The sequence below is a fragment of the Enterobacter cloacae complex sp. R_G8 genome (assembly GCF_024599795.1).
Lineage (GTDB): Bacteria > Pseudomonadota > Gammaproteobacteria > Enterobacterales > Enterobacteriaceae > Enterobacter > Enterobacter dissolvens.
The window spans coordinates 3,768,126-3,794,522 of record NZ_CP102246.1 but is presented as its reverse complement, the minus strand read 5'-3'; the positions used below and the strand labels follow the sequence as shown (position 1 = coordinate 3,794,522).

The 26,397-nt window shown below is 56.6% G+C and carries 22 protein-coding genes; 12 read left to right on the top strand and 10 right to left on the bottom strand.

Features of this window, described 5'->3' with window-relative positions; genetic code table 11:
- Window positions 1-66 precede the first annotated feature (66 nt).
- On the top strand, window positions 67-2,172 hold the full coding sequence (gene cstA / locus NQ842_RS18035; protein ID WP_014831046.1) for a pyruvate/proton symporter CstA: 2,106 nt from the start codon (window positions 67-69) through the stop codon (window positions 2,170-2,172).
- A 115-nt stretch (window positions 2,173-2,287) separates the two neighbouring features.
- Entirely contained in the window at window positions 2,288-2,485 is a 198-nt protein-coding gene (locus tag NQ842_RS18030) for a YbdD/YjiX family protein (RefSeq protein ID WP_006809671.1), read from the top strand.
- A gap of 118 nt (window positions 2,486-2,603) precedes the next feature.
- On the opposite strand, the gene NQ842_RS18025 is transcribed toward NQ842_RS18030, so the two are convergent.
- Window positions 2,604-3,347, bottom strand: coding sequence for an SDR family NAD(P)-dependent oxidoreductase (locus tag NQ842_RS18025; protein ID WP_014831047.1), 744 nt, complete (start codon window positions 3,345-3,347; stop codon window positions 2,604-2,606).
- A 57-nt stretch (window positions 3,348-3,404) separates the two neighbouring features.
- Entirely contained in the window at window positions 3,405-4,493 is a 1,089-nt protein-coding gene (locus NQ842_RS18020) for an oxidoreductase (RefSeq protein ID WP_257256150.1), read from the bottom strand.
- 160 nt (window positions 4,494-4,653) lie between these two features.
- On the opposite strand from NQ842_RS18020, the gene NQ842_RS18015 reads away from it, so the two are divergent.
- The 5 genes from NQ842_RS18015 to NQ842_RS17995 all read left to right on the top strand — a co-directional run bounded on the left by NQ842_RS18015 (window position 4,654) and on the right by NQ842_RS17995 (window position 13,853).
- Window positions 4,654-6,156, top strand: a complete 1,503-nt coding sequence (locus NQ842_RS18015) for a sugar ABC transporter ATP-binding protein (RefSeq protein ID WP_257256149.1) — start codon at window positions 4,654-4,656, stop codon at window positions 6,154-6,156.
- Window positions 6,153-7,148, top strand: coding sequence for an ABC transporter permease (locus NQ842_RS18010; protein ID WP_046889846.1), 996 nt, complete (start codon window positions 6,153-6,155; stop codon window positions 7,146-7,148). The genes NQ842_RS18015 and NQ842_RS18010 overlap by 4 nt, the downstream gene beginning before the upstream one ends.
- Window positions 7,149-7,167: 19 nt before the next feature.
- Window positions 7,168-8,232 (top strand): sugar ABC transporter substrate-binding protein, encoded by a 1,065-nt coding sequence (locus NQ842_RS18005; RefSeq protein ID WP_257256148.1) that lies wholly within the window; start codon window positions 7,168-7,170, stop codon window positions 8,230-8,232.
- Window positions 8,233-8,321: 89 nt separating this feature from the next.
- Complete coding sequence (locus NQ842_RS18000; RefSeq protein ID WP_176216300.1) at window positions 8,322-9,563, top strand: LVIVD repeat-containing protein; 1,242 nt, start codon at window positions 8,322-8,324, stop codon at window positions 9,561-9,563.
- Between the two features lie 132 nt (window positions 9,564-9,695).
- On the top strand, window positions 9,696-13,853 hold the full coding sequence (locus NQ842_RS17995) for an Ig-like domain-containing protein (protein WP_257256147.1): 4,158 nt from the start codon (window positions 9,696-9,698) through the stop codon (window positions 13,851-13,853).
- Between the two features lie 30 nt (window positions 13,854-13,883).
- Here NQ842_RS17995 and mtnK read toward each other — a convergent pair whose 3' ends face one another.
- Window positions 13,884-15,083 carry an S-methyl-5-thioribose kinase gene (gene mtnK, locus NQ842_RS17990; RefSeq protein WP_257256146.1) on the bottom strand — a complete coding sequence of 400 codons (1,200 nt, stop codon included), beginning with the start codon at window positions 15,081-15,083 and terminating at the stop codon, window positions 13,884-13,886.
- A gap of 104 nt (window positions 15,084-15,187) precedes the next feature.
- On the opposite strand from mtnK, the gene mtnA reads away from it, so the two are divergent.
- Window positions 15,188-16,204, top strand: coding sequence for an S-methyl-5-thioribose-1-phosphate isomerase (gene mtnA / locus NQ842_RS17985; protein WP_203462011.1), 1,017 nt, complete (start codon window positions 15,188-15,190; stop codon window positions 16,202-16,204).
- Window positions 16,205-16,247: 43 nt separating this feature from the next.
- On the top strand, window positions 16,248-16,718 hold the full coding sequence (locus tag NQ842_RS17980) for an SRPBCC family protein (protein WP_047362422.1): 471 nt from the start codon (window positions 16,248-16,250) through the stop codon (window positions 16,716-16,718).
- Window positions 16,719-16,814: 96 nt separating this feature from the next.
- On the opposite strand, the gene NQ842_RS17975 is transcribed toward NQ842_RS17980, so the two are convergent.
- Genes NQ842_RS17975 through NQ842_RS17965 form a run of 3 tightly spaced genes read right to left on the bottom strand, consistent with a single transcriptional unit; the run spans window position 16,815 to window position 18,654 of the window.
- A complete protein-coding gene (locus tag NQ842_RS17975) occupies window positions 16,815-17,357 on the bottom strand; it encodes an acireductone dioxygenase (RefSeq protein ID WP_014831057.1) in 543 nt (180 codons plus the stop codon).
- Window positions 17,354-18,043, bottom strand: a complete 690-nt coding sequence (mtnC, locus tag NQ842_RS17970) for an acireductone synthase (RefSeq protein WP_046888680.1) — start codon at window positions 18,041-18,043, stop codon at window positions 17,354-17,356. The genes NQ842_RS17975 and mtnC overlap by 4 nt, the downstream gene beginning before the upstream one ends.
- Window positions 18,040-18,654: a methylthioribulose 1-phosphate dehydratase gene (locus NQ842_RS17965; RefSeq protein ID WP_014831059.1), complete on the bottom strand. Its 615-nt coding sequence runs from the start codon at window positions 18,652-18,654 to the stop codon at window positions 18,040-18,042. Before NQ842_RS17965 ends, mtnC begins: the two co-directional genes overlap by 4 nt.
- A 122-nt stretch (window positions 18,655-18,776) precedes the next feature.
- On the opposite strand from NQ842_RS17965, the gene NQ842_RS17960 reads away from it, so the two are divergent.
- On the top strand, window positions 18,777-19,937 hold the full coding sequence (locus tag NQ842_RS17960; protein ID WP_046888681.1) for a pyridoxal phosphate-dependent aminotransferase: 1,161 nt from the start codon (window positions 18,777-18,779) through the stop codon (window positions 19,935-19,937).
- Here NQ842_RS17960 and NQ842_RS17955 read toward each other — a convergent pair whose 3' ends face one another.
- From NQ842_RS17955 to NQ842_RS17945, 3 genes are all read right to left on the bottom strand, one after another.
- Window positions 19,938-20,576 (bottom strand): IbrB-like domain-containing protein, encoded by a 639-nt coding sequence (locus NQ842_RS17955; RefSeq protein ID WP_373371729.1) that lies wholly within the window; start codon window positions 20,574-20,576, stop codon window positions 19,938-19,940. It abuts the gene before it with no gap.
- The gene (locus NQ842_RS17950; RefSeq protein WP_257256145.1) at window positions 20,549-21,772 is read right to left on the bottom strand and encodes a phosphoadenosine phosphosulfate reductase; all 1,224 of its coding nucleotides are present in this window, start codon (window positions 21,770-21,772) and stop codon (window positions 20,549-20,551) included. Before NQ842_RS17950 ends, NQ842_RS17955 begins: the two co-directional genes overlap by 28 nt.
- A gap of 174 nt (window positions 21,773-21,946) precedes the next feature.
- Window positions 21,947-22,846 (bottom strand): LysR family transcriptional regulator, encoded by a 900-nt coding sequence (locus NQ842_RS17945; RefSeq protein ID WP_014831063.1) that lies wholly within the window; start codon window positions 22,844-22,846, stop codon window positions 21,947-21,949.
- Between the two features lie 639 nt (window positions 22,847-23,485).
- Between NQ842_RS17945 and ahpC the strand changes: the two genes are divergently transcribed.
- Window positions 23,486-24,049, top strand: a complete 564-nt coding sequence (ahpC, locus tag NQ842_RS17940) for an alkyl hydroperoxide reductase subunit C (RefSeq protein ID WP_008501015.1) — start codon at window positions 23,486-23,488, stop codon at window positions 24,047-24,049.
- A gap of 242 nt (window positions 24,050-24,291) precedes the next feature.
- Complete coding sequence (ahpF, locus tag NQ842_RS17935; RefSeq protein WP_063412536.1) at window positions 24,292-25,857, top strand: alkyl hydroperoxide reductase subunit F; 1,566 nt, start codon at window positions 24,292-24,294, stop codon at window positions 25,855-25,857.
- A gap of 59 nt (window positions 25,858-25,916) precedes the next feature.
- On the opposite strand, the gene uspG is transcribed toward ahpF, so the two are convergent.
- Window positions 25,917-26,345: a universal stress protein UspG gene (gene uspG, locus NQ842_RS17930; RefSeq protein ID WP_014831065.1), complete on the bottom strand. Its 429-nt coding sequence runs from the start codon at window positions 26,343-26,345 to the stop codon at window positions 25,917-25,919.
- Between the last annotated feature and the right edge of the window lie 52 nt (window positions 26,346-26,397).

The window sequence follows — 26,397 nt, the reverse complement described above, 5'->3', positions numbered from 1 at the left end:
AATTTTTCCGGTTGTTCTAGAAACAAAATGTAACATCTCACTGTTTCACAACAACGGATAACCACTATGAACAACTCAGGGAAATACCTTACATGGGCAGGGCTCTCCGTTGTGGGAGCCTTTGCTCTGGGCTATATCGCCCTTAACCGGGGGGAACAGATCAATGCGCTCTGGATTGTCGTTGCCTCCGTCTGCATTTATCTGATCGCATATCGTTTTTATGGCCGTTATATCGCCAAAACGGTGCTGGCGGTTGATGCCACGCGTATGACGCCCGCCGTTCGTCATAACGACGGGCTGGACTACGTTCCTACCGATAAGAAAGTGCTGTTCGGTCACCACTTTGCGGCGATTGCCGGAGCAGGCCCGCTGGTAGGGCCGGTGCTGGCGGCGCAGATGGGCTATCTGCCGGGGATGATCTGGATCCTTGCCGGCGTGGTGCTGGCGGGGGCCGTACAGGACTTTATGGTGCTGTTCGTCTCCACCCGTCGCGACGGGCGTTCGCTGGGTGAGCTGGTGAAAGAGGAGATGGGGGCAACCGCCGGGGTGATTGCGCTGGTGGCGACCTTTATGATCATGGTGATCATCCTCGCGGTGCTGGCGATGATCGTGGTGAAAGCGCTGACCCACAGCCCGTGGGGGACTTACACCGTTGCGTTCACCATTCCACTGGCCATCTTCATGGGGATCTACATTCGTTACCTGCGTCCAGGACGCATTGGTGAGGTGTCGGTCATTGGCCTGGTGCTGCTGGTGTTCGCCATTATCTCCGGCGGCTGGGTGGCAGAGAGCCCAACCTGGGCACCGTTCTTCGACTTTACCGGCGTACAGCTGACCTGGATGCTGGTGGGGTATGGGTTTGTGGCGGCGGTGCTGCCGGTGTGGCTGCTGCTGGCCCCGCGTGATTACCTCTCCACGTTCCTGAAAATTGGCACCATCGTCGGGCTGGCTATCGGTATTTTGATCATGCGCCCGACGCTGACCATGCCAGCGTTAACCAAATTCGTTGACGGTACGGGCCCGGTCTGGACCGGTAACCTGTTCCCGTTCCTGTTTATTACCATCGCCTGTGGCGCGGTGTCTGGCTTCCACGCGCTGATTGCCTCCGGGACCACGCCGAAGATGCTGGCGAATGAAAATCAGGCCTGCCTGATTGGCTACGGTGGCATGCTGATGGAGTCCTTCGTGGCGATCATGGCGCTGGTTTCTGCCTGCATTATCGACCCGGGTGTCTACTTCGCGATGAACAGCCCGATGGCGGTTCTGGCTCCGGCGGGCACCGCCGACGTGGTGGCATCCGCTGCACAGGTGGTAAGCGGCTGGGGCTTTGCCATTACCCCGGATACGTTGACGAGTATCGCCAGTGAAGTAGGCGAGCAGTCGATTATCTCCCGCGCGGGCGGCGCGCCTACGCTGGCGGTGGGGATGGCCTACATACTTCACGGTGCGCTGGGCGGGCTGATGGACGTCTCCTTCTGGTATCACTTCGCCATTCTCTTTGAAGCGCTGTTTATTCTGACGGCGGTGGATGCGGGGACGCGTGCGGCCCGCTTTATGCTGCAGGATCTGCTGGGCGTGATCTCCCCGAACCTGAAGCGTACCGATTCGCTCCCGGCGAACCTGCTGGCAACGGCCTTGTGCGTGCTGGCGTGGGGGTACTTCCTGCATCAGGGGGTGGTGGATCCGCTGGGCGGTATTAACACGCTATGGCCGCTGTTCGGTATCGCTAACCAGATGCTGGCAGGGATGGCGCTAATGCTATGTGCGGTGGTGCTGTTCAAGATGAAGCGCCAGCGTTATGCCTGGGTGGCGCTGCTGCCTACCGCCTGGCTGCTGATTTGTACCCTGACGGCGGGCTGGCAGAAAGCCTTCAGCCCGGACAATAAAGTGGGTTTCCTGGCGATTGCCAATAAGTTTCAGGCGATGATCGACAGCGGTAAAATCCCGGCGCAGTATACGGAATCACAGCTGTCGCAGCTGGTGTTTAACAACCGTCTGGATGCCGGGCTGACCATCTTCTTTATGGTGGTGGTCGTGGTACTGGCGTTGTATTCTCTGAAGACCGCGCTGGCGGCGTTGAAAGTCGACAAGCCAACGGCAAAAGAGACGCCTTACGAGCCAATGCCTGAAAACCTGGAAGAGATTGTCACCCAGGCCAAAGGGGCGCATTAATTTAACCGAATATCCCCCTCATCCCAGCCCTCTCCGCAAAGGGGAGAGGGTGTTTAATGTCCCCTCTCCCTTTAGGAGGGGGTTAGGGTGAGGGGGCAATAGCGAGAAACAACCTATGTTCGACACCCTTTCCAAAGCAGGTAAGTACCTGGGCCAGGCCGCCAAAATGATGATTGGCGTGCCAGACTACGACAACTACGTCGAGCATATGCGCGTCAACCATCCGGACCAGACGCCCATGACCTACGAAGAATTTTTCCGCGACCGCCAGGACGCCCGCTACGGCGGCAAGGGCGGGGCGAAGTGTTGTTAACCCTCTTTTGGTAAATAGAGGCTGATCTGTTCCTGCCTGCAGCCGTAGATTGCCGCCACCGTCGAGGGTGCTCAGGAAGGCCTCTGCCAGGCGACAGAGGCTTACAGAAAATCTGCGATCAGGCGTTCAAACCGCCGTCCACATCCAGCCCCGTACCGGAGATCTGTCCGGCGGCCGGGCTGGCGAGGAAGGTGACCGCCGCCGCGATATCTTCCGGTTGTCCGTAATGACCGACGGCAATCATCTGACGCTGGGCTTCTGCCTGTTCACCGTCCTCCGGGTTCATATCGCTGTTGGTGGGGCCGGGATGCACCAGGTTCACGGTAATGCCGCGCGGCCCCAGATCCCGCGCCAGACCGCGCGTGAAGGAGTTAAGCGCGGATTTGGTCATCGAGTAGACGGAGATACCCGGCATCGCCACGCGGTTTGCCAGACAGCTACCGATATTGATAATGCGCCCGCCGTCAGACATGTGCACCAGGGCTTCCTGAGTGGCGATCACCACGCCGCGAATGTTGACATTAATCAGGGCATCGATATCCGCCAGCGTCATGGACTCCAGCGGGCCGCCGCGGGCGATCCCGGCGTTATTGACCAGAATGTCCAGCCCCCCGAGGGAACGCGCCGCATGGGTGACCGCGTCCTGAATCGCCTCTGCGCTGGCGCTGTCCGCCTGCACGGCTTCGCTGTGTCGTCCCAGCGCCTTAATCTCATCGGCGACCGCCTGGGCTTTTTCGGCCGATTTTTCATACGTAATAATCACATCGGCACCGGCGCGCGCCAGCGAGAGTGCAATTGCCCGACCCAATCCCCGGCTGGCGCCGGTAACCAGCGCCTTTTTACCTGTTAAATCGATCTGCATGATGACCTCGTTGCAAGAGTAGAAAGAATCATCATTAGGTATAGCCTGTCGGCGCGATTAACGGCTGAAGGATTCCACTTTCTTAAACGCGGCGCGCAGAACGTCAGGCGTTAGCGCAACCGGCAGATAGTGAATTGACTCCACCGGGCGCAGGGTGTGGGCAATGACCTTATCCAGCGCTTCCCGGTGATTGATGTCGACGTCCAGCTCGCGAAGCGTGGTCGGCAGGTTAAAACGCCGGTACGCCGTCACCAGCTGCGCCAGCACGTCGTCCTGGCCGAGCAGGGCGCTCTGCACCAGAATGCCGTAGGCTACCTTGGTGCCGTGCAGGTATTTTTCCGTCTGCGGCAGCACGGTTAAGCCGTTATGCACCGCATGTGCCGCCGCCACGCGCGTATAGCGTTCGCCCAGACCGCCGACCATGCCACCACCGGCAATAATCGCATCCACCACGTCCCGGAACGCCTGCGTCTGGTCACCTCGCTGCTGGTCGGCTAACGCCTCTTCGCTGCGTGTCAGCAGCACGTCGCGGATCGCCAGCGCGCCGTTGATACCGAGCCGCACGGTCAGCGGCAGGTTCTCCGGCTCAGGTGCCAATACCACCGCTTCATACCACTTCGCCAGGGTATCGCCGATACCCGCCAGCAGGTATTCCGCCGGGGCGTTAAGGATGATTTGCGGCTCCACCAGCACCAGGAAGTTGGCATCGTCGAAAATTTCAAACTGCAGCGCCTGCCCGGCATCGTTGTACCAGACAGAGAGTGGCGTCCAGGCCGCACAGGTAGCGGCGATGGTCGGGATACCCACGAACGGAACGCCCAAACGACGCGCCACGGCTTTGACCGTATCCATCACCGCGCCGCCGCCCACGCCAATCACCAATGCCGCCTCGCTGCCGGATTCATTCACCAGATGGGTGACATCGCGCTCGCTGCAGTGGCCTTTGAACAAGAGGTGTTTTGCGCCGGGGGCCTTAAAGCTCTCCGGCAGGAAGGGGCGTGCGCCCTCCAGCGCGCGTTCGCCGTAGATCCACACCGCACGGGAAAGCTGCTCCGGGGTGAAGAAGTCATGCAGATGCGCAAGGCTTCCGGGATGAGAAAAGTAGTTCGCCGGGCCGGGTACGACGCGGATATCGGTGTTGCTCATGGTGTTGTCCTTTTTTTAGCAAGCGCTAACCCGATGTTATGTCTGGACATCCGGATGGCTAATAATATTTGGCTTTATCTTATGCCTTTTCTGTCGTTGTCAGTCAACCGGAGCTGTGAAAAATTCAATAAATCAAACTATTAATGAGGATCCTACGCGGATGGTTTCCAGTCGCCTTGAGATGCGCGGTATCAGCCTGGCCTTTTCCGGCTTTCAGGCGCTGTCGCGCGTGGACTTTACCCTGAACGGCGGATCGGTGCATGCATTGACCGGGGCTAACGGCGCGGGGAAATCGACGCTGATGGCGGTGCTGTGCGGAACGCACGATCGCTATGAGGGGGAGATCTGCATTAATAACCAGCCGGTGACGATCCGCGAACCGCTCGATGCCAAACGGCTGGGGATCCACCTTGTGCAGCAGGAAGTGGACGTGGCGCTGGTTCCGGGGCTGAGCATCGCTGAAAACATCATGCTCGACCAGCTGGCGCAGCCGGGACATCGCTACCGCTGGCGTGTTATTCGTCAACAGGCGAAGCAGGCGCTGGCGCAGCTCGACGTTGCGCTGGACGTTCGCCGTTCCATCGACAGCTGTTCGTTGGCTGAAAAACAGCAGATCCTGCTGGCGCGGGCGCTGTCGCATCACTGCCGTTTTTTGATCCTCGATGAACCTACCGCACCGCTGGATGCCCACGACAGTGAACGCCTGTTCGCGGTGGTGCGGCGTTTAAAGCAGCAGGGCATTGGCGTGGTATTTATCTCGCACCGCATTCATGAGCTAAAAGCCATCTGTGACACCTTAACGGTGCTGCGCGATGGCAAGCTGATTGAGACCGGCCCGATGGCGGATCTCAGCGGCGAAGCGATCGTCGAGAAGATGCTCGGCCACGAACTGAGCGATATCTACCCGCCAGCCCGTCCTGTGCATAGCGACGAGACGCTGCTGCGGGTGGAGGGGCTGCACGACGACGCATTGCTGAAAGATATCTCCCTGCATCTGCGTAAAGGCGAAATCCTTGGCATTGCCGGTCTGGCGGGCGCAGGTAAAACCGAACTCTGCAAGGCGCTGTTTGGTGCCAGCAAAAGCCGGGTGGAGCGTGGCGAGCTCAATCATCAGCCCTGGAAACCGCGCGATCCGGCCGATTCCGTGCTGCGCGGGCTGGCGCTGGTACCGGAGGAGCGGCGCAAAGAGGGGATTTTTATCGACGAGCCGGTGAGCATGAATCTGGCCGTGACGGCAGATAACAGCTTTTCGCGCTGGAGTCTCTTTGGTCATCGTCAGGCGTGGCGCTGGGCGGAAGAGGTGATTGCCCGCGTCGGCGTGCGAACGCGTGGGCCGGGGCAGGTTTTACGTCGGCTTTCTGGCGGTAACCAGCAGAAGGTCGCCATTGGAAAATGGCTGCGCAATGACGCCAGCGTGCTGATATTCGACGAGCCGACCAAGGGCGTTGACGTCAAAGCGAAGACCGATCTGTTTCAGCTGATCGACGGCCTGGCGCGCGAGGGCAAAGGGGTGATTTATGCCTCGGGCGAATTTGCCGAACTGGTAGGGCTGTGTGACCGCATCTGCGTGCTCTGGGACGGGCGCATCGTGGCGGAAATCCCCGGGGCCGGGGCGCGGGAAGAGACACTACTTTATTATTCAACCGGAGGAACGGCGTCGTGAGCAAAGCCCTTTCAGTGACTGCGGCGGCGTCTGGCCGTCAACAGATTTTCGATTTTCTCTACCGGTGGGGCATGTTGCTCACCGTGGTGGCGCTGGTGGTGGTTTTTGGCCTGGCGTCAGACAGCTTCCTCGACCCGAACAACATCATCAACATTCTGCGCTCGATTGCCATCGTCACGGTAATTGCCATTGGCGTATCGATTTCACTCACCGTGGGCGGGTTTGATCTCTCCGTCGGCTCAACGGCGTCGCTGGCGAATGCGCTGGTGGTCTCGCTCTTCGTCTGGCACGGCTTCGGCACCACCGAATCGATTGTGATCACCCTTGCGCTCTGTACCCTGGTCGGGCTGTTTAATGCCTTTCTGATCGTCATTCTGCGTATTCCTGACATGCTCGCGACGCTTGCCAGCCTGTTCGTGATACAGGGCGTGGCGATGACCTACAGCTACGGCGGGTCGATTACCGAGAACATGGTGCTGCCGAGCGGTGATATGGCGGAAGGAACCATTCCGGCGGCGTTCAGCCTGCTGGGGCAGGTGCCCACCATCGTCATCATCATGCTGGCGGTGACCCTGCTGGCACAGCTGGGATTGTCATTGACCACCCACGGCAGGCGCATGTACGCCATCGGCGGCAACCCGGAGGCGGCGCGCCTTTCGGGCATCCGCACCACGCGCTACAAGGTGGCGGCCTACGTGATTGCCTCGTTGCTGGCCGGACTGGGCGGGATTTTGCTGGCCTCGCGCATTGGATCGTCGCAGGTGAATGCGGGCGGCGGGTATCTGATGGACGCGGTGGCGGCAGCGTGGATCGGCTTTTCGCTGGCTGGTTCCGGCAAGCCGAACGCGCTGGGAACGCTGGTGGGGGCGGTCATTCTGGGCGTGCTGTCGAACGGGCTGGTGATGCTCTCCGTACCGTATTACGCCATGGACATTATAAAAGGGCTGGTGCTTGCCGTGGCGCTGGCCATTACCTACATACAAAAACGCTGACAACACAACGGGATAAAAAATGAAAAAGATTGCACTCTCTTTGGTGGCACTTGGGTTACTCACCTCTCTGCCGGGCTTTGCGGCCACGCCCGCACCGGTTCCGGCGGCCATTGCCAACCATGACGGCCCCATTCGCATTGCGGTGATCCGCAACCTTGGCTCGGATGACAACACCACGCAGTTTGTCGCCGGGGCGATTCAGGAAGGGAAAAAACTTGGCTTTAAGGTCAGCACCTTTTTAAGCAATGGTGACGACGCAAAATTCCAGGACTTTGTGAATCAGGCGATCAGCCAGAAATATGACGGGATTATTCTCTCTCAGGGGCGTGATCCGTATGCGACCGCGCTGGTGAAGAAGGCGGTGGATGCCGGGATTAAGGTGTCGGTCTTTGATACCGCCGTCAACGGCGCGATCCCAGGTGTGACTGTCACCCAGCAGGACGATGCCTCCCTGACCAATCTCTCCTTCGGCCAGCTGGCAAAAGATTTCAACGGCAAAGCCAATATCGTCAAGCTGTGGGTCGCCGGTTTCCCGCCGATGGAGCGTCGTCAGGCGGCGTATAGGGAACTGCAAAAACAGTACCCGGATATCAAAGAGCTGGAGTCGATTGGCGCGGTGTCGTCGGACGTGCAGGGGGATACCGCCAACAAGGTCGGCGCAATTCTGGCCAAATACCCGAAAGGCAAAATCGACGCTATCTGGGGAACCTGGGACGCCTTCAGCCAGGGCGCTTATAAAGCGCTGAAGGAGAATGGCCGCACTGAAATCAAACTCTACAGCATCGATATCTCCAACCAGGATCTGCAACTGATGCGCGAGCCGGGTAGCCCGTGGAAAGTGAGCGTGGCGGTGGATCCGAAGCTGATTGGCGCGACGAACGTGCGTCTGGTGGCGAACAAGATTGCCGGGGAAGCGACGCCTGCGACCTACGATTTCAAAGCGGCGGCCATTCCACAGGCGCTGCTGACCGCGCAGCCAGGGGCGGTGAACGTGGCGTCGCTGGGTAAAATCATTCCGGGCTGGGGCCAGACCGAAGACTTTATCGCGCCGTGGTTTGCGACGCTGGAAGCGAAAAATAAATAAAACCAAGCCGGGTGGCGTCAGGCGCGGCCTGATGCCCTCACCCCGGCCCTCTCCCACCGGGAGAGGGGGAAAACCAACAGGAGCTAACGGTGACGCAAGTACCCCCTCCAGAATACAGCCGCAATATGCGGCTGATTGGCCATAGCGACCAGGGCGGTCGTCCGGACGGCGTGCAGCTGATGGTGCACCGCGGTTATGCGTATATTGGCCATATGGTGTCGCAGGGCTTTTCGATTGTTGACGTGCGCGACCCGAAAAACCCGAAAGCGGCGGGCTATGTGCCCGCGCCGCCCGGCACCTGGAATGTGCATTTGCAGGCACACGACGATTTACTACTGGTGATTAACGCCCGGGATCTGTTTGCCGATGCCCGCTTCGCCGATGAAAAGGTCTACTACACCCGTCAGGTGGGGGAGACCGTCAGCGATGTGCAGGACAAAGGCTGGAGCGCCGGGCTGCGCGTGTTTGATATCTCCACGCCGGACAGACCGCGTGAGATCGGCTTTCTGTCGTTAAATGGCATTGGCATTCACCGCATCTGGTACGTCGGCGGTCGCTGGGCGTATGTGTCGGCGCTGATCGACGGCTTTACCGACTATATCTTTCTGACCATCGACCTGGCCGATCCGCGTAAGCCTGAGGTGGCAGGGCGCTGGTGGCTGCCGGGGATGAACCAGGCCGCAGGCGAACGGCCGGAGTGGCCGGAAGGCAAACGTTATGCGCTGCACCATGCCATTATCGCCGGGGATACGGCGTACGGTAGCTGGCGTGACGGCGGTTTAACGCTGCTGGATGTGAAAGATCGCACGCAGCCGACGCTGATTAGCCACCGCAACTGGAGCCCGCCGTTTGGTGGCGGGACGCATACCGCGCTGCCGCTGCCGGACCGCGATTTGCTGGTGGTGCTCGACGAGGCGGTGCTCGACAACCAGCAGGATGGCGAGAAGTTCATCTGGCTGTTTGATATCCGCGAGCCGTCGAACCCGGTCAGCATCTCGACCTTCCCGCAGCCGGATGAAACCGACTACGTGGCGAAAGGGGCGCATTTCGGCCCGCACAACCTGCACGAGAACCGGCCGGGGAGCTTCGTCAGCTCAACGCTGATTTTTGCCACCTGGCAGAACGCGGGCGTGCGCGCGTACGACATTTCCAATCCTTATCGCCCGGTGGAAACCGGCGCGCTGGTGCCCGCCGCGCCGGAGAAGATGATGGACACGCGGCCCAATCGCCCGCAGGTGATCCAGTCGTGCGACGTGTTTGTGGATGCGCAGGGAATTATTTACAGCACGGATTATAACGGCGGGTTGTCGGTGATTGAATATTTGGGCTGAAAGGGGAGGTGGCGCTGAAATATATTTATTTGGTGAATGCTAATATTTATAGATTCCTAAAATAAACGCGCCGACTTTATCTTTAAGTCCTGATACGTACTATGGCTCTTTTTTTATTCAAGGATGAATTAAATGAGCCTGAAAAAATGTGCAGCCTGGTTGCAAATAGGACTGCAACTCCTTCCGCCGTCGTTATTTTCGCTGGGCGCGACACCCGTTGCCGCTCAGGATAAGGTAGCCGAGCCGCAAACCACCGAGCGGGTAGTGGCACAAACCGCCGTACAGGCGGGGTCACTGCTGGAGAGCGGCAGCGGCCGTTCCGTCGCCAGCGCCATTACGTCTCAGGCAGCAAATACCGCCACGCAGGAAATTGAGTCCTGGTTAAATCAATTGGGTACCACGCGTCTGAATATCGGTACTGATGAGCATTTTTCTATTCAGGACGCGGAGTTAGATCTGCTTATCCCTTTATATGAACAAAAGTCGTCGCTGGTGTTCACCCAGTTGGGTGGTCGTCGTCACGATGACAGAAATATCGTTAATGTCGGGTTTGGCTACCGTGAATTTAATACCGCATGGATGTGGGGCGTGAATACCTTTTACGATCGCCAGGTTTCGGCGAATCAGCATCAGCGCCTTGGTGTCGGAGCCGAGCTAGGCTGGGACTATCTGCGTCTTTCAGCCAACGGCTACTACCGTTTAAGCGACTGGATGTCTTCGTCCCGCTATCGCGATTATGACGAGCGCGTGGCGAACGGCTTTGACCTGCGTGCAACCGGCTATCTTCCCGCGTATCCGCAGCTTGGGGCGAACCTCGTCTACGAACAATACTATGGTCAGCACGTCGGGCTATTCGGTGACGATGAGGACGATCGTCAGAAAGATCCTTACGCCGTGTCCGTTGGACTGAGCTACACGCCCGTTCCGCTGGTTACCCTGGGCGTAAACCAAAAAATGGGTAAGGGCGAGGCATCGGATACGCAGTTTAACCTTGCGGTGAACTGGGCGCCGGGCGTGCCGCTGCGCACGCAGCTGGATGCGGACCAGGTGGGGGCGCGCCGTACGCTGCTGGGGTCACGTCAGGAGCTGGTCGATCGTAATAACAATATTGTCCTGGATTACCGTAAGCAGGAGCTGATTTCGCTCGCGCTGCCAGAAAACATTGCCGGGAATGAAAATGCCCGCCAGACCGTAACCGCGAAGGTTAAAACGAAATACGGGCTCGAACGCATCGACTGGCAGGGTGACAATTTGATACGTAACGGCGGCAAAATCACACCGGGTGTCGATCCGGCGCAGGTCGTGATTACGCTTCCAGCCTGGAAAAATGGCGGTTCCAACGCGTATACGTTAACCGCAACGGCCTGGGATAAGCACGGTAACGCTTCTGATACCGCGCGGATGACGGTGAACGTAAACGGCATGGACGTGACCACGCTGCAGCCCAGCCTGACGGCGTCCCCGTCCCGCTTACCAGCGGATTGCACCAGTCAGTCGGTATTAACATTGACGTTAAAAACCGCATCCGGCGAGGCCGCAACCGGGCTATCGGAGCGTCTTGGCGCAACGTTCACCCGGAAAAATGCCGCTACAGGTACCGCAGCGCCTGTCGCACCGCAAATAAGCGCGTTTCGCGAAACGAGCCGCGGCGTGTACAGTGCAACGCTTATCAGCGGAACAACACCTGCCACCCTCATCATTCAGACGTTCATCGACGGCAATATTAAGCTTGGCAGCACCTCTGTAACTGAAGAGGCAGTGTCTGAGGTTGTGGAACTTTCATCACTCAGTCCGTCGGCCGTAAGCGCACCGGCCGACGGCGTAACACCGATTGTCGTAGTGGCAAGCGTTGTCGATCGGTCCGGCAATCCTGTTTCGGGGCAAGAGGTGAAATGGACAGCGGATAACGCTGCGGTCCAGTTGTCAGCTGAACGCACCCTCACCAATGCGCAAGGGCAGGCCAGCATTCAACTGATCAGCCGTGACGTGGTTGCGACGACAGTGAGTGCGCAACTGGCGGACGGTAACCCGCTCTCTACCCCGACGCTAAAATTCGTTGCGGACAGCGCCAGCGCACAGGTGAGATCGGTTAATGTCGATAAAACCCGCATTGTTGCCAATAACAGCGACAGCGTAACGTATACCGCACAGGTCGCTGATAACAGCAATCATCCGCTTGAAGGCGTGACGGTTAACTGGACGGTGAAGCGGGAGGATGGCACGACCGCAGGAAGCAAAACCTCGGTTACCGACGCTGCCGGAAACGCCACGCTGTCGCTGTCGTCAGCAAAAACGGGCGTTGCCTGGGTTTACGCCGATGTGAATCAGCAGAATGCGGTGAAAGCGGAAGCCGTCACGTTTGTGGCTGACACCAGCACGCAGCGTATCGCCGCCGTGGTGGCCGATAAGCAACAGGCCGTGGCCAACGGCAGCGACAGTATGACCTGGACGGCGCAGGTGCGCGATCTGCAGGGTAACGCCATTTCGGGAGTAGAGGTTAACTGGTCGGCAGATAACGCAGACGTTAAGCTCGCCGCCAACAGTACGCGGACGGATGCGCAGGGAAATGCCTCGCTGGTGGCTACCTCGCTGAAATCAGGCAGCGTTGTAATCACGGCCCAGACCGCTGAAAGCGCACCCGTTCGCGCTGACAGTGCCAGATTTATTGCCGATCTCACGACCGCGAAAATGACGGAGATGGCCGCCGACAGCGTAACGGCGGTGGCCAATGGTACCGACGGTATCACGGTGCGCACTACCGTTGTGGATGCCAATGATAACCCGGTTGACGGGGCGAAGGTTGACTGGGCGGTGAGCCCTTCCGGCGTGACGTTATCCGATACGAGCAGCGTGACGAATGCATCGGGTGAGGCGAGCGTGACCTTACGTTCTGAAACCGCGGGGGAATATTCTCTTCAGGCCACGTTCGGCAGTAACACGTTACGTGTGACAAAACTGACCTTCACGGGTGACACCACCACGGCAACGATCGCTACCGTTACTGCGGATAAAACGACTGGCATTGTGGCCGATAGCGATACCGTACTGTTAACCGCAACCGTGGTGGATAGCCATCAAAACCCTGTACCAGGCGTCGCCGTTAACTGGAGCAGCAGTGATGCCGCCGACGTGACCCTGACACCCGTTTCAGCAACGACCAATGCGCAAGGGCAGGCTGAAGCGCGCTTCTCATCGCGCAAGGCGGGCAACATCACGGTTACCGCGACGGTGAATGGCCGCGGTCAGACGTTTTCTCTTTCCGTAACCGGGAATCCGGCGACAGCGCAGTTTGCGAGCCTGAGTGCGGATGAAAAAGAGGCGGTGGCTGACGGGAATGCGAGCATACGCTGGACCGCCACCGTCGAGGATGCCAACCATAACCCGCTTAGCGGGGTGGATGTTGCGTGGCGAGTAGATAACAGCAGCGTGAAGCTTGCCAGCGCCAGTACAAAAACCAACGAACAGGGCCAGGCGGCTGTAACGGCGTCAACGACAACGGCCGGAACGGCAACGGTTAGCGCAACAGTTGTCGGTTCAACGGCGGCGATAAACGCGGAGCCGGTATCATTCACTGGCGATGTGACCACCGCCAGGGTTGAGAGTCTCAAGGCCAGTTCCGACCACGCGGTGGTTAATACCGACCGTATTACCTACACCGCAGTGGTGAAAGACGTAAACGGTAATGCCGTCAAAAATGCGACGGTCAACTGGAGCACCACGCTTAATACCCTTTCAGCGCAAACCAGCGTGACCAATGGCAGTGGCGTGGCGACCGTGAAGCTAAGTGGCCCGGATACCGGTACGGCAACGGTGAGCGCGGGGATTAATAACACCACTAAAACCGATCAAACGGTTGTGTTTATTGCCAGCTATTCAGCCATGTGGAGCATCACCGGTTCGACAAGTGCATTCAGTACGGGCGCAATATTTGGCTTCCCTTCGCTTGGGTTCGTGGCAACGGGAAGTACGCAGGGGCCGACGTCCCTGGTATGGACCGCAGAAGGTTACAGCACGCTTGTCGTGCCGATGAAGGACGAACAAGGCAATACCCGGGACGTGACGATTCGCGCGCAGCGCAGATCGGATTGCTCCACCCGCCCGTTCAATGTGGCGGTTCTGTGTAGCAGCTGGGAAACCACAGGCTATAGCGCCAGCCTTAAGTATGTTGAGGCCGATAACCCGGATCTCCCGAGCGGGGTTTACCGGGGGGATATCAAGTTTGCCGGTAAAGACTGGCATTCATCGTGGTCTCTCGATTACACCGTGACCACCACGCTCACCAAAAACTGATGTAAAAACCTCCCGCAAGGGAGGTTTTTTTTAACTGTACTGGCGCACTCTTGCCACTAGCTCTTCCACGCTGTCGATGCGATCGGCAATCACAATCAGCGCTTTACCCAGCGTAATGGCGTGGCGCAGACATTCGTGGCGCATCGCGTCGTCCTGAATGGTATCGATGTCCGCGACGTGAGACAGCCCCACACTGCGGCGGATCAGCTCCGTTCCGCAGAAACCAATGGTATCTCTCCAGACCTTTTTCAAAAATTCAGAGGCATAGCCCGGCGCACTCAGCGCGGCATCCCGGGTTTTGTCGTGCGCCAGCGTCTGGAAGCGCTCCGCAAAGGTATTCCATAACGCCTGAATGTCGATCAGACGCTGTTCCCGGGCGGCAGCGGCATCGCGGATGCCTAAATGCCCCGGCAGGCCACAGAAGTTCAGCAGCAGGTTGCCGATGGCGGTGCCCACGTCAAACCCAATCGGGCCAAAGTAACCGAATTCGGCGTCGATCGCTTTCAGGCTGTCCCCGGTCACGAAAATCGATCCGCTGTGGATATCCCCGTGCAATAGCGCTTCGGCGTGGGAGAAAAAGCGATGCTTCAGGGAGGCCACGGCAATTTTCAACGGGGCGTCATCGCGCAGGGCGGCGACATCGTTTTCCAGCTCAGCCGGATAGTTGTTGCGCTCGTGGATCTGGTACGGATCGTTAAAGAACAGATCTTCAGTGATCTCGCACATCTCCGGGTTAATGAACTGGGCAACCTGCGCTTTTTTCTGGTGCGGGTGCAGGTAAAAATCGCTGGTGTGGAACAGCGTGTGCGCCAGGTACTCCCCCAGTTGACGCGCCGCCTGCGGGTAGGCGTTGTTCTTAATCAACTCCCCGCGCCAGATGCGATGGTCGGAGAGATCTTCCATCACCATCACCGCCAGTTCCGGGTCAAAATGGTGAATTTTCACGGTATGCTGCGGGCTGTGCTTGTAATGCTCTACCAGCGTTTGCGCCTCAAGACGGGCGCGGTCCAGCGTCAGCGGCCAGGACTCACCGACGCAGCGAACGTATGGCAGTGCCTGTTTTACGATGATGCGGCTCACGCCCTGAGCATCGAAAATTTTGAAGACCAGATTGAGGTTGCCGTCGCCCACTTCCTGCGCCTCTACCAGTGATGATGGATTATCAAGGCCGCCAAACTGCCTGGCATACTCCACGGCGTCCTGGGCGGTAAAGGTACGGTATTGCGACATTGCCTGCTCCTCACTGATTTGCGAATAAAGACATTTAGACGTCTATACATCTGGATTTCATCCTGACACAATGTGCTACAACAACGCAACAGGGAATTAACGACATGCAGACATTACAGACGACCAGCCTGCGGGTGGCGGATAATCAGCTCTTTATTCTCGACCAGCAGGCCCTTCCGCAGGAGAAACGCTGGCTTGACGCCTCAACGGTCGAGGCGCTGGTGGGGCATATTCACGCCCTTAGGGTGCGCGGTGCGCCGCTGATTGGTCTCTCTGCAAGTCTGTTGCTGGCGCTGCTGGCGGAAAAGGGGAAAAGCCGCGACGAGCTGGCGCTGGCGCTGGAAACGCTGCGCGCTGCCCGCCCGACGGCGGTCAACCTGATGAACAATCTCGACCGCATGAAGCAGGCGCTCTGGCAGGAAGATTTCGTTCCGGCGCTGGTGACGGAAGCTCTGCGACTGATCGACGAAGACAGGCAGCTTTGCGACGCCATTGCGACAGCGGGCAGCGTACTGGTGAAGCCCGGCAGTCGCCTGCTGACACACTGCAACACCGGTGGGCTGGCAACGGCTGGCGTGGGTACCGCGCTGGGCGTGATTGCCCGTGCACATCAGGCAGGCAACGTCAGCAACGTCTGGGTGGATGAAACCCGTCCGCTGCTGCAGGGCGGCAGGCTGACCGCGTGGGAGCTCGGCGAGCTCGGCGTGCCGTATCAGCTGATTACCGACTCCATGGCCGCCAGCCTGATGGCAAAAGGGGAGGTGGATGCCGTGTGGGTGGGGGCAGATCGTATTGCCGCCAACGGCGATGTGGCGAACAAAATCGGCACCTATTCCCTGGCGGTACTGGCGAAATTTCACGGCATTCCGTTCTACGTTGCCGCCCCGCATACCACCCTCGACCGGGCGTGCCCGGACGGTGAGGCGATCCCGATTGAGCAGCGTGCAGCCAGCGAAGTGACGGGCGTGGCGGGGAGCTTTGGCGCGGTGCAGTGGGCACCGGAAAATGCACAGGTTTATAACCCGGCGTTTGACGTCACCCCAGCCTCGCTGATTAGCGGCTGGATACTGGATACGGGCGTGGTTACGCCGGAAGCGGTAGCAAACGGGAAATTCGCCTGAGTCCGGCTATCCTTGTAAGGGGTTCACCTGAGAGGACAACATCGTGACGCTCGATCCCGAAACAGACTTAAAACTGGAACGCGTGGTGGATGCACCGCGCGACCTGCTGTGGCTTTGCTGGACGACGCCAGAGCACATCAAAAACTTCTTTATTCCTGCCCCCCATAAAGTGACCGAATGCGATCTCGACCTGCGCGTGGGGGGACGGTTTAATACCGTCTTCGATGTGGACGGACAGCGGATGGATAACCGCGGTGTCTTTCTGGAAATCGATCCCGGCAAAAAGTTGGTCTTTACCGACGGTTATACGGAAGGGTGGAAACCGACCGAAAAGCCGTTTATGACGGCGATCCTGCTGCTGGAAGATGTCGGGGAGGGGAAAACCCGCTATACGGCGATCGCGCGCCATCCCACGAAAGAAATTCGTGAGCAGCATGAACAGATGGGCTTCCATGAAGGCTGGGGGATCGTGCTGGATCAGCTGGTGGGGTATGTGAAGGGAATGAAGCATTGAAGACAGAGCGGCCTGATGCCCTCACCCCAGCCCTCTCCCACAGGAAGAGGGCGCAAACACTAAAAACGGCAGCTATAGCTGCCGTTTTGCTTTCACCTATGCCAGGCGCGGATACGCATCCGCGATCGCATCACCCGTAAACTGCGCCACCCAGCCTTCCGGGTTATCGAATATACGAATAGCTGTAAAGTTTGGCTCTGAGCCCATATCAAACCAGTGTGGTGTGCCCGCCGGTACCGAAATCAGGTCGTTTTTTTCGCACAGCACCTGATACACCTCATCGCCTATGTGCAGGCAGAACAATCCCGCGCCTTCCACGAAAAAGCGCACTTCATCTTCGCCGTGGGTGTGCTCGTTGAGGAATTTCGCGCGCAGCGCTTCTTTTTGCGGGTTGTCGGCGCGCAGGCTGATCACATCCCAGCTCTGGTAGCCTTTCTCCGCGACCAGCTTGTCGATGGCATGCTGGTAAGCGTCAATGACCACTTCTGGGGCAGGGTCGCGCCCTAAATCACGGTCGGCTGCCCAGCGTTCAAAACGCACGCCTTTGGCGTTGAGCTGTTGGGCGATCTCGGCGGCGTCGGTGCTGTGCCACAGGTGCTTACTGGCGTCTTTATCGGAATAAATGGTTAATGCGCTCATGAAGGGATCTGCTCCGGGTTAATCTCGTCAAACTGGTGAACCTGATGATGGTGGCTTGCACCGTCATCATCACCGCGAATCAGCTGCAGGGTGCGAAAACCGGCCTGCTCAGCGGCGTCCAGCTCCTGATGGATATCCGACAGGAACAGGATCTGCGACGGGGCGATGCCCGTCTGCGCCGCAATATTCTGATAAGACTGCACCTCACGCTTGGCACCGATGTGGGTATCAAAGTAGCCGCTGAACAGATGAGTAATATCACCTTCGTCGCTGTAGCCAAATAACAGTTTCTGCGCAGCGACGGAGCCAGAGGAATAAACAAAGAGATCAATACCTTGTGCTTTCCATTTTTCCAGCGCAGGCAGCACGTCCGGGTAGAGATGGCCGGTAAAGTCGCCGTTGACGTAACCGTCGTGCCAGATAATTCCCTGCAGGGCCTTCAGCGCCGTCGATTTACGGTCTTCATCCATAAAGGTAAAGAGGGTCTCGATAAGATCGCTGACGCTGGCGTGCGGAGCGTCGATTTCATCGCGCAGGTTGTCCAGAATCGATTTGACCGGCTCGGCGTACTGCTGGGCGGTGACGAAGGCCGCCAGACGCTCACGCGCATAAGGGAACAAAACATCATGGACAAAACGGATATCGCTGGTGGTTCCCTCAATATCCGTCACAATCGCGCGAATCATATCTTCTCCAGTTGTCGTAAACGCATTTCGCATTCAAATAAGAATTCTAATCCTTCCAGATGACGGCGGGCTTCGGCCACGTCACGTCCCCAGCAGGTTAAGCCATGGCCGCGCAGAAGAAAACCATAATTAAGCGGGCGTTCCTGCGCGTAATGGGCGATTCGCGAGGCGAGAGCATCAATATCCTGGTCGTTATCAAATACCGGAATGGCAACCGTATCCAGATGCGTGGTCTGCCCTGTGAGGGATTTTTGCATTTCGAAGCCGCTGATATTCAGCTCAGCCTCTTTCACCAGCCGTGAGAGCACCGTGGCATTGACCGTGTGGACGTGCAGCACGGCGCTGGCCTCCGGAAACAGGCGATAGATGAGCGTGTGTAACCCGGTTTCGGCCGACGGTTTGCGGCCCGATGGCGCACGGTTGGTGGCGATCTCCACCTGCAGAAAATCATCCGGCGTGAGGCTGCCTTTGTCTTTGCCGGATTCACTGAGCCAGCACAGGTTTTCATCCTGACGTACCGACATGTTGCCGCCGGTGGCGGGGGCCCAGCCTTTGGCACCAATCCAGCGGCAGGCTTCGACCAGTTGCGTGAGTTGCAGGTTGTCTGTCATTTCCTTTTACCCTCCCGGTCAGGAATATTCATATTGTTTAGACGTCTAAGCGTCTTGATTGCCAAAGACTAACATCGTGTTATAGTGGCAGCAACATAAGTATTACAAGCAGGCACACCACAATGAGCAACAACGCATTGATTCCGCAAAGTAAACTTCCCAACCTGGGCACCACAATATTTACGCAGATGAGCGCTCTGGCGCAGAAGCACAACGCCATTAACCTCTCGCAGGGGTTCCCGGATTTTGACGGTCCAGGCTATTTGCAGGAGCGTCTGGCCTGGCATGTTGCGCAGGGGGCGAATCAGTACGCGCCGATGACCGGCGTGCAGGCATTGCGTGAAGCCATTGCCGATAAAACGGCGGAACGCTATGGCTATCAACCGGATGCCAACAGCGACATTACGGTGACGGCAGGCGCGACCGAAGCGCTGTATGCGGCGATCACCGCGCTGGTGCGTACCGGTGATGAGGTGATCTGCTTTGATCCCAGCTACGACAGCTATGCGCCAGCCATCGAACTGTCCGGCGGCGTGGTGAAGCGCGTGGCATTACAGCCGCCGCATTTTCGCCCGGACTGGCAGGCGTTTGCTGCACTGTTGAGCGACAAAACCCGGCTGGTCATTCTGAATACGCCACACAATCCCTCGGCGACCGTGTGGCAGAAGAGCGATTTTGCCGCGCTGTGGCAGGCCATTGCGGAACGTGAAATTTATGTCCTGAGCGACGAAGTGTATGAGCATATCTGCTTTGCCGGGGAAGGGCATGCCAGCGTGCTGGCCCATCCGCAACTTCGCGAGCGGGCTATCGCCGTCTCTTCCTTCGGTAAGACTTATCACATGACCGGCTGGAAAGTGGGGTACTGCGTGGCACCGGCGGCCATCAGCGCGGAGGTACGTAAAGTGCATCAGTACCTGACGTTTGCGGTGAACACTCCGGCTCAGCTGGCGCTGGCGGATATGTTGCGTGCAGAGCCTGAGCATTACCGTGAGCTGCCCGAATTTTACCGTGCACGCCGGGATCTGTTTGTAAATGCCCTGAGTCAAAGCCGTCTGGAACTCCTGCCGTGTGAAGGCACCTACTTCCTGCTGGCCGATTACAGCGCCATTTCCGATCTGGATGATGTCAGTTTCTGCCAGTGGCTGACCAAAGAGGTGGGCGTGGCGGCGATCCCGTTGTCCGTTTTTTGCGCCGATCCCTTCCCGCATAAGCTGATTCGCCTCTGCTTTGCGAAACAGGAATCGACGCTGCTGGCGGCGGCAGAACGCCTTAACGCGCTCTGATTATTTTACCGTCCAGGCTTCTGAGTAACGACGGTCTGCGAAGAGCTCCAGCAGGCCGTTGATTTGCTTCAGGCGTAAGACTTCATCGCTGTCCATGCCCAGTTCCTGACTGATTTTTTTGTCATCCCAGCCAAGCTGCACCAGTTCGCGGACGATCTCGGACATCGCATTAATCTGGTGACGACCACGCGCGCGATTGTGGCGAATGGTGGCCGCCATCCGGTCGAACTTTTGCCGCCGCTCTTTACGCAGGCAGGTCACCGGGAGATAGCCTTTGAGCTGGCGCTTCAACGCCGCCCGCTTCGAGCCAATTTCATGACGATGAAAGCCATCGACAATCTCATAGTGCCTGGCATCACGTTCTGTTACCACAATGGGCTGGGTAAACCCGTCCATTTCCAGTGATTGACAAAGCAATCTTTTTTCCGGCGGAGCAACGTTATTGGGGTTGTAATCGTTCGCGGTGATCTCGTCCTGTTTGATCCACAGCACGCAGTCGACAGGCTGTTCGCGAAAAGGGCTATTTTCATGGATGGCCTGGCGAAAGGCGTTGATGGCTTCAATGCGTTTATCTTCGGGAAGAGACTGAAGGTAAGTGTTTATCTCGTTAATTAATTGCTGCTGCATAAGATCCCCCATTCCTTGCGTTTTGATTTCATCCGTTCGCTGTAACGCTGGTAGTGTTTGGGTTTGTTGGGACTGAATGACAGCGCCCGACACCAGTAATCGTTATTGAGTAATACCTTGCAGACACGTCGCCAGGACGGAATATCTTTGGCCCCGATATCCCCTTCCTGGGTGTCGGGAATATCGGCCATGCCTCTCTTCTGGTACCAGTGCAAATAGATCGCGATTTTATTGCGGTAATATTCCGCGGTGGTTTGCGGCATGCTGTCGAGAAGCAGCATGACGTATTCTTGCCAGCTGAGCGCGTCAGGTTTCAGGATTTTGCGGTGACCATAGAAATGATTGTCCTGCCCGGCATAGACCCCCCCGCTGTGTACGCCGTTTACCCGCTCACACATCGCCGCCCAGCGTTCGGGCTCCACAACATGATAGAGCCACAATCCCTGACGCTGCTCCGGGCCAAAGGGTTCACAGATGCGCATATAGCGCGGTGGTACGCCTGCCTGAAACATCAGATCGTAAAGCGGGTTATAGCATCCGCCCGTTTTGGCGAACCATGTCCAGATATCGGCGGTTTTCCAGTCGTAAAGTGGATAGATGTACCAGGCATGTCCGCCAGGGGCGACCGTGGTCCAGGGTTTGTCATCAGCAAAGCGCTGCTTTCGCGCGTTGGCGATCGTCAAAAAACGGTTGTAGGATTCATCGGCGCGAATACCGATCATGATTGCCGCCGGGCGACTTCTGGCAAACCAGTCGGAAAAGGCGCGGACAAAGTCTTCAAACGTCATGCCCGGCTGGTAAAAATTGAAGTAATCGGGATCGGTCACCGCCTCTTCCGGGGGCGTACGCACCCAGGTTTTACCTGGTTCCCAGCACTGCCATTCAGGCTGGAATTGCGAGAGTGAATTTTGCGTGGTCAACGGGAGTGCCACCCACCAGCATTTTTCAATCACATCGGCGTATTGTGCGATCATGTTATTCACGTGCTGAATGGTGCAGGTGAACTGCGCTTCCCAGTCGATAAATAACAGACAGATTTTCTTTCCCATTTTTCGGGCCTGGCGGGCCGTTAAATGGAGCATAATGGTGGAATCTTTTCCGCCAGAAAACGACACGCAGACCCTGGACAGATTCTCAAGCGTCCATGTAATGCGCTCTGTTGCCGCATCAAGGACATTTTTATTGAGTGGGTGCTTATAAATTGACAAAGGCAAACTCCTCCTGGAAATAAATACCGGATGTTCATGTCAATGCAGAAGAGAGAATAATAGTAGTGAAATTAAAACCAGGTAAATGAAAACCAGCAGATTTTTTATTATCTATAAATGCGGGTTATATTTTAAGGATAATGAAATGGCTGCAAAAATCACAGCCGTTCAGATTCATTTTTGGGTGAGCTGCTCAATGAACGACGAAAAAACAGAGCTGTTGAGAGCCGAACGGTTATACGTCATGTACATTTGCATGCCGGGCAGCGTGTAAGGGGGGATGATTTTTTTTAGTCGCAATACATCACGGTATTTTTCATATATCACTTCAGGAACAAAGCCGACCAAATGTGAGGCGCTGATCATCGTGACCATACTGAATAGCGAATCACAGCGAAAACCGATGGTTCTGTCGCGATGTAGCGTATTGGCTTTTTCCCGATAGCTTTGGATGCCCGGTTCGTCGCTGAGCATCAGGGTGAATTTCTCCGCCTGCAATTCCTCCATGGTGGCCACCTCCTTCAGGCGAGGGTGATCCTCGCTGCACACCATAATGATGGAATAGTGCATATAGGGGACACAGACAGTGGAACGGTTATTGACCGGGGACAAGGTGAACACGAGATCGGCTTTACGGTAGGCCAGAAGGTCTTCTGCCGCGTCGGACGAGAGATGCATATCGTGAAGTTCCACTTCATAGTTATGCTCTCTCATTAATAAAATCATTGGGTTAAGCATGCCGCTCGTCGTGAGCATCTGCGGACCGTAAATCACGAAATTCTTTGTCAGCGACGAACCATGCATAATATTGATAGTTTGTTCGAGCTGATTAAGGTTTTGCTCAAGATGATGATGCAGGTTTACGCCAACTGTGGTGGGTGTAATCCCTTTTCCGGAACGAATGAAAAGGGGATCATTGAGCTGATTGCGTAGCCGTTGCAGTGACTGGCTGACCGCGGACGGCGTTATATAGAGCGTTTCTGCTGCCTTGCTGATGCTGAGGTGTTGGTAGATGCATTCGAAAATGACCAGCAGATTGAGATCGAATTTTTTAAGGTCGTAAAGGTTTGCCATGTTTCATCCTGAGCGTGCTGCGTTGTGTTATCACATCACTGATAACTATAGAACTAAGTTAACCATTTACCATCCATGAGGCTAACTAACTTAATTGTTATTAAAAACAAGCTTAATATATCATGACGGTAGATTAATGAAATAGAGCTTCAATGAATATTAAGGTATTTTTATCTTTAAAAGTGGAAATAAAATTGAATAAAAATAGTGTGATTTATATATCGGCACGTAATTATCACGCATTCTTATTTTTTTACCGACGTGAGTATTCATGAAAGAGGCGGCGGCTCAGTTTGATAAAACCTATCACAGCCATAGATACGATTATCCCTTATACGCATTGCCCTGCGGCGGCACGGGTGCTGTAATCAGGGGGCTGTGACAACCTTGATATAAAGGTATGTAGAGCGCAACGCAACGCCAGTGTCACTGGCACTGAAAGTTCCTGTGGAAAGTTCAGGTATCAGGGCCGCCCACCAGGGCGGCCTTTTTACTTTCAGACTTTTGTTGATTAAGTTCACTACGTTGTCTTGTTCGGGTTGTTAGGTATGGCTGATTGATTTGATAAAGCAAACGCATTAGCCCCCCTGACGAAAGTTCGTTACCTTACATCTCAACGAAAACACGGAGGAAGTACAGATGTCTTTGATTAACACCAAAATTAAACCTTTCAAAAACCAGGCGTTCAAAAACGGCGAATTCATTGAAGTCACTGAGAAAGATACCGAAGGCCGCTGGAGCGTGTTCTTCTTCTATCCGGCTGACTTCACTTTCGTTTGCCCGACTGAACTGGGTGACGTGGCCGATCACTACGACGAACTGCAGAAGCTGGGCGTAGACGTTTACTCTGTGTCTACCGACACCCACTTCACCCACAAAGCGTGGCACAGCAGCTCTGAAACCATCGCCAAAATCAAATACGCGATGATCGGCGACCCGACTGGCGCCCTGACCCGTAACTTCGACAATATGCGTGAAGATGAAGGCCTGGCAGATCGTGCGACCTTCGTTGTAGATCCGCAGGGCATTATCCAGGCTATCGAAGTTACCGCTGAAGGTATCGGCCGTGATGCATCTGACCTGCTGCGTAAAGTGAAAGCGGCTCAGTATGTGGCTTCTCACCCAGGCGAAGTGTGCCCGGCAAAATGGAAAGAAGGCGAAGCGACGCTGGCTCCATCTTTAGACCTGGTCGGCAAGATCTAAATTTCCGTCGTCTTTCACGCCATAGCTGCGTTGGCGTCGCCTGCTCACCCCGGTCACTTACTTCAGTAAGCTCCCGGGGATTCACAGGCTAGCCGTCTTGCTCTGACGCGAAATACTTTGGAAATTGTTTCACTTATGGGCGCCCCCCGCGCCCATTTCATTCCAGCACCATGATGCAAGTTGCATTCAGGCCGCCCGTTTAAGGCAGCTTGCATGATGACGTTTTTAGAGAGGGAAGAACAATGCTCGACACTACGATGAAAACCCAGCTCAAGGCATACCTTGAGAAATTGACCAAACCTGTTGAGCTGATTGCCACGCTGGACGACAGCGCTAAATCGGCAGAAATCAAGGAACTGCTGGCTGAGATCGCCGAGCTGTCACCGAAAGTGACCTTCAAAGAAGCGAACGATCTCGCCGTGCGTAAGCCATCTTTCCTGATCACTAACCCGGGCTCTGACCAGGGGCCGCGTTTTGCCGGTTCACCACTGGGCCACGAATTTACCTCACTGGTGCTGGCTCTGCTGTGGACCGGTGGGCATCCGTCGAAAGAGGCGCAGGCGCTGCTGGAGCAGATCCGCGATATCGACGGGGATTTCACCTTTGAAACCTACTATTCGCTCTCCTGCCACAACTGTCCGGACGTGGTGCAGGCGCTGAACCTGATGTCGGTCCTGAACCCGCGTATTAAACACACGGCGATTGATGGCGGCACCTTCCAGAACGAGATCACCGATCGCAACGTGATGGGCGTTCCGGCAGTGTTCCTGAATGGTCAGGAGTTTGGCCAGGGCCGTATGACCCTGTCAGAAATTGTGGCCAAAGTGGATACCGGCGCCGAAAAACGTGCCGCAGAAGCGCTGAACCAACGCGATGCGTATGATGTGCTGATTGTCGGCTCTGGCCCGGCAGGCGCCGCGGCAGCGGTCTATTCTGCACGTAAAGGTATTCGTACCGGCCTGATGGGCGAACGCTTTGGCGGTCAGGTGCTGGATACCGTGGATATCGAAAACTACATCTCTGTGCCGAAGACCGAAGGCCAGAAACTGGCTGGCGCACTCAAGGCGCACGTCAGTGATTACGCGGTGGATGTGATCGACAGCCAGAGCGCCAGCAAGCTGGTTCCTGCCGCGATCGAAGGTGGCTTACATCAGATTGAAACCGCTTCCGGCGCGGTGCTGAAAGCCCGCAGCATTATCATTGCTACCGGCGCGAAATGGCGCAACATGAACGTGCCGGGTGAAGATCAGTATCGCACCAAAGGCGTGACCTACTGCCCGCATTGCGACGGCCCGCTGTTTAAGGGCAAACGCGTGGCGGTGATTGGCGGCGGTAACTCCGGTGTCGAAGCGGCTATCGACCTGGCGGGCATTGTTGAACACGTTACCCTGCTGGAGTTTGCGCCAGAGATGAAGGCAGACCAGGTTCTGCAGGATAAAGTACGCAGCCTGAACAACGTCGACATCGTGCTGAATGCGCAGACCACGGAAGTGAAGGGCGACGGCAGTAAAGTCACCGGTCTGGCGTACCGCGACCGCGTCAGTGGCGATGTGCATAGCGTTCAGCTTTCGGGGATCTTCGTGCAGATTGGTCTGCTGCCCAACACCACCTGGCTGGAAGGCGCCATTGAACGTAACCGCATGGGTGAAATCATCATCGATGCGAAGTGTGAAACCAGCGTGAAGGGCGTGTTTGCGGCGGGCGACTGTACTACCGTGCCGTACAAGCAGATCATCATCGCCACCGGTGAAGGGGCGAAAGCGTCTCTGAGCGCGTTCGACTACCTGATTCGCACCAAAACTGCATAATAAAAGTCAGTAAGACTGCACCTGCACCAGGAGAGGCCACCGAAAGGTGGCCTCTTTTTTTATCTTACGACCATCACCGGAATGTGGGTGTGACGGATGACGCTGGAGGCGTTGGAGCCCAGCAGATGCGTGGTAATGGACGGATTGCGTGAACCGATAACCACCACGTCGGCGTTCAGCTCGCTCGCCAGCTCGTTAACGGCATCGCGCACGCTGCCAAACCGGACATGCGTTTTAATGCGGGAAGGATCGATGGTGAAGTGCCCAACCATCGTTTGCAGGCGATTTTCCGCCTCGTGCTGCAGATGCTCTTCAAAGCGGCGTACATCGGCGGCAAAGCGATGCAGACTCAGGCTGGCAGAACCCGGCAGCACGTGTAGAAGATGAATAACCCCATCCTGCTGCGCCAGAAACTCCGCATGGCGTACGGCTTTGTCGCTCAGCTCCATCTCGAAAACATCAACCGGCATAATAATTCTTTGATACATACCCGTTTCTCCTTGTTTATAAACGCTGAAATCATTCAACCATAAAATAGAT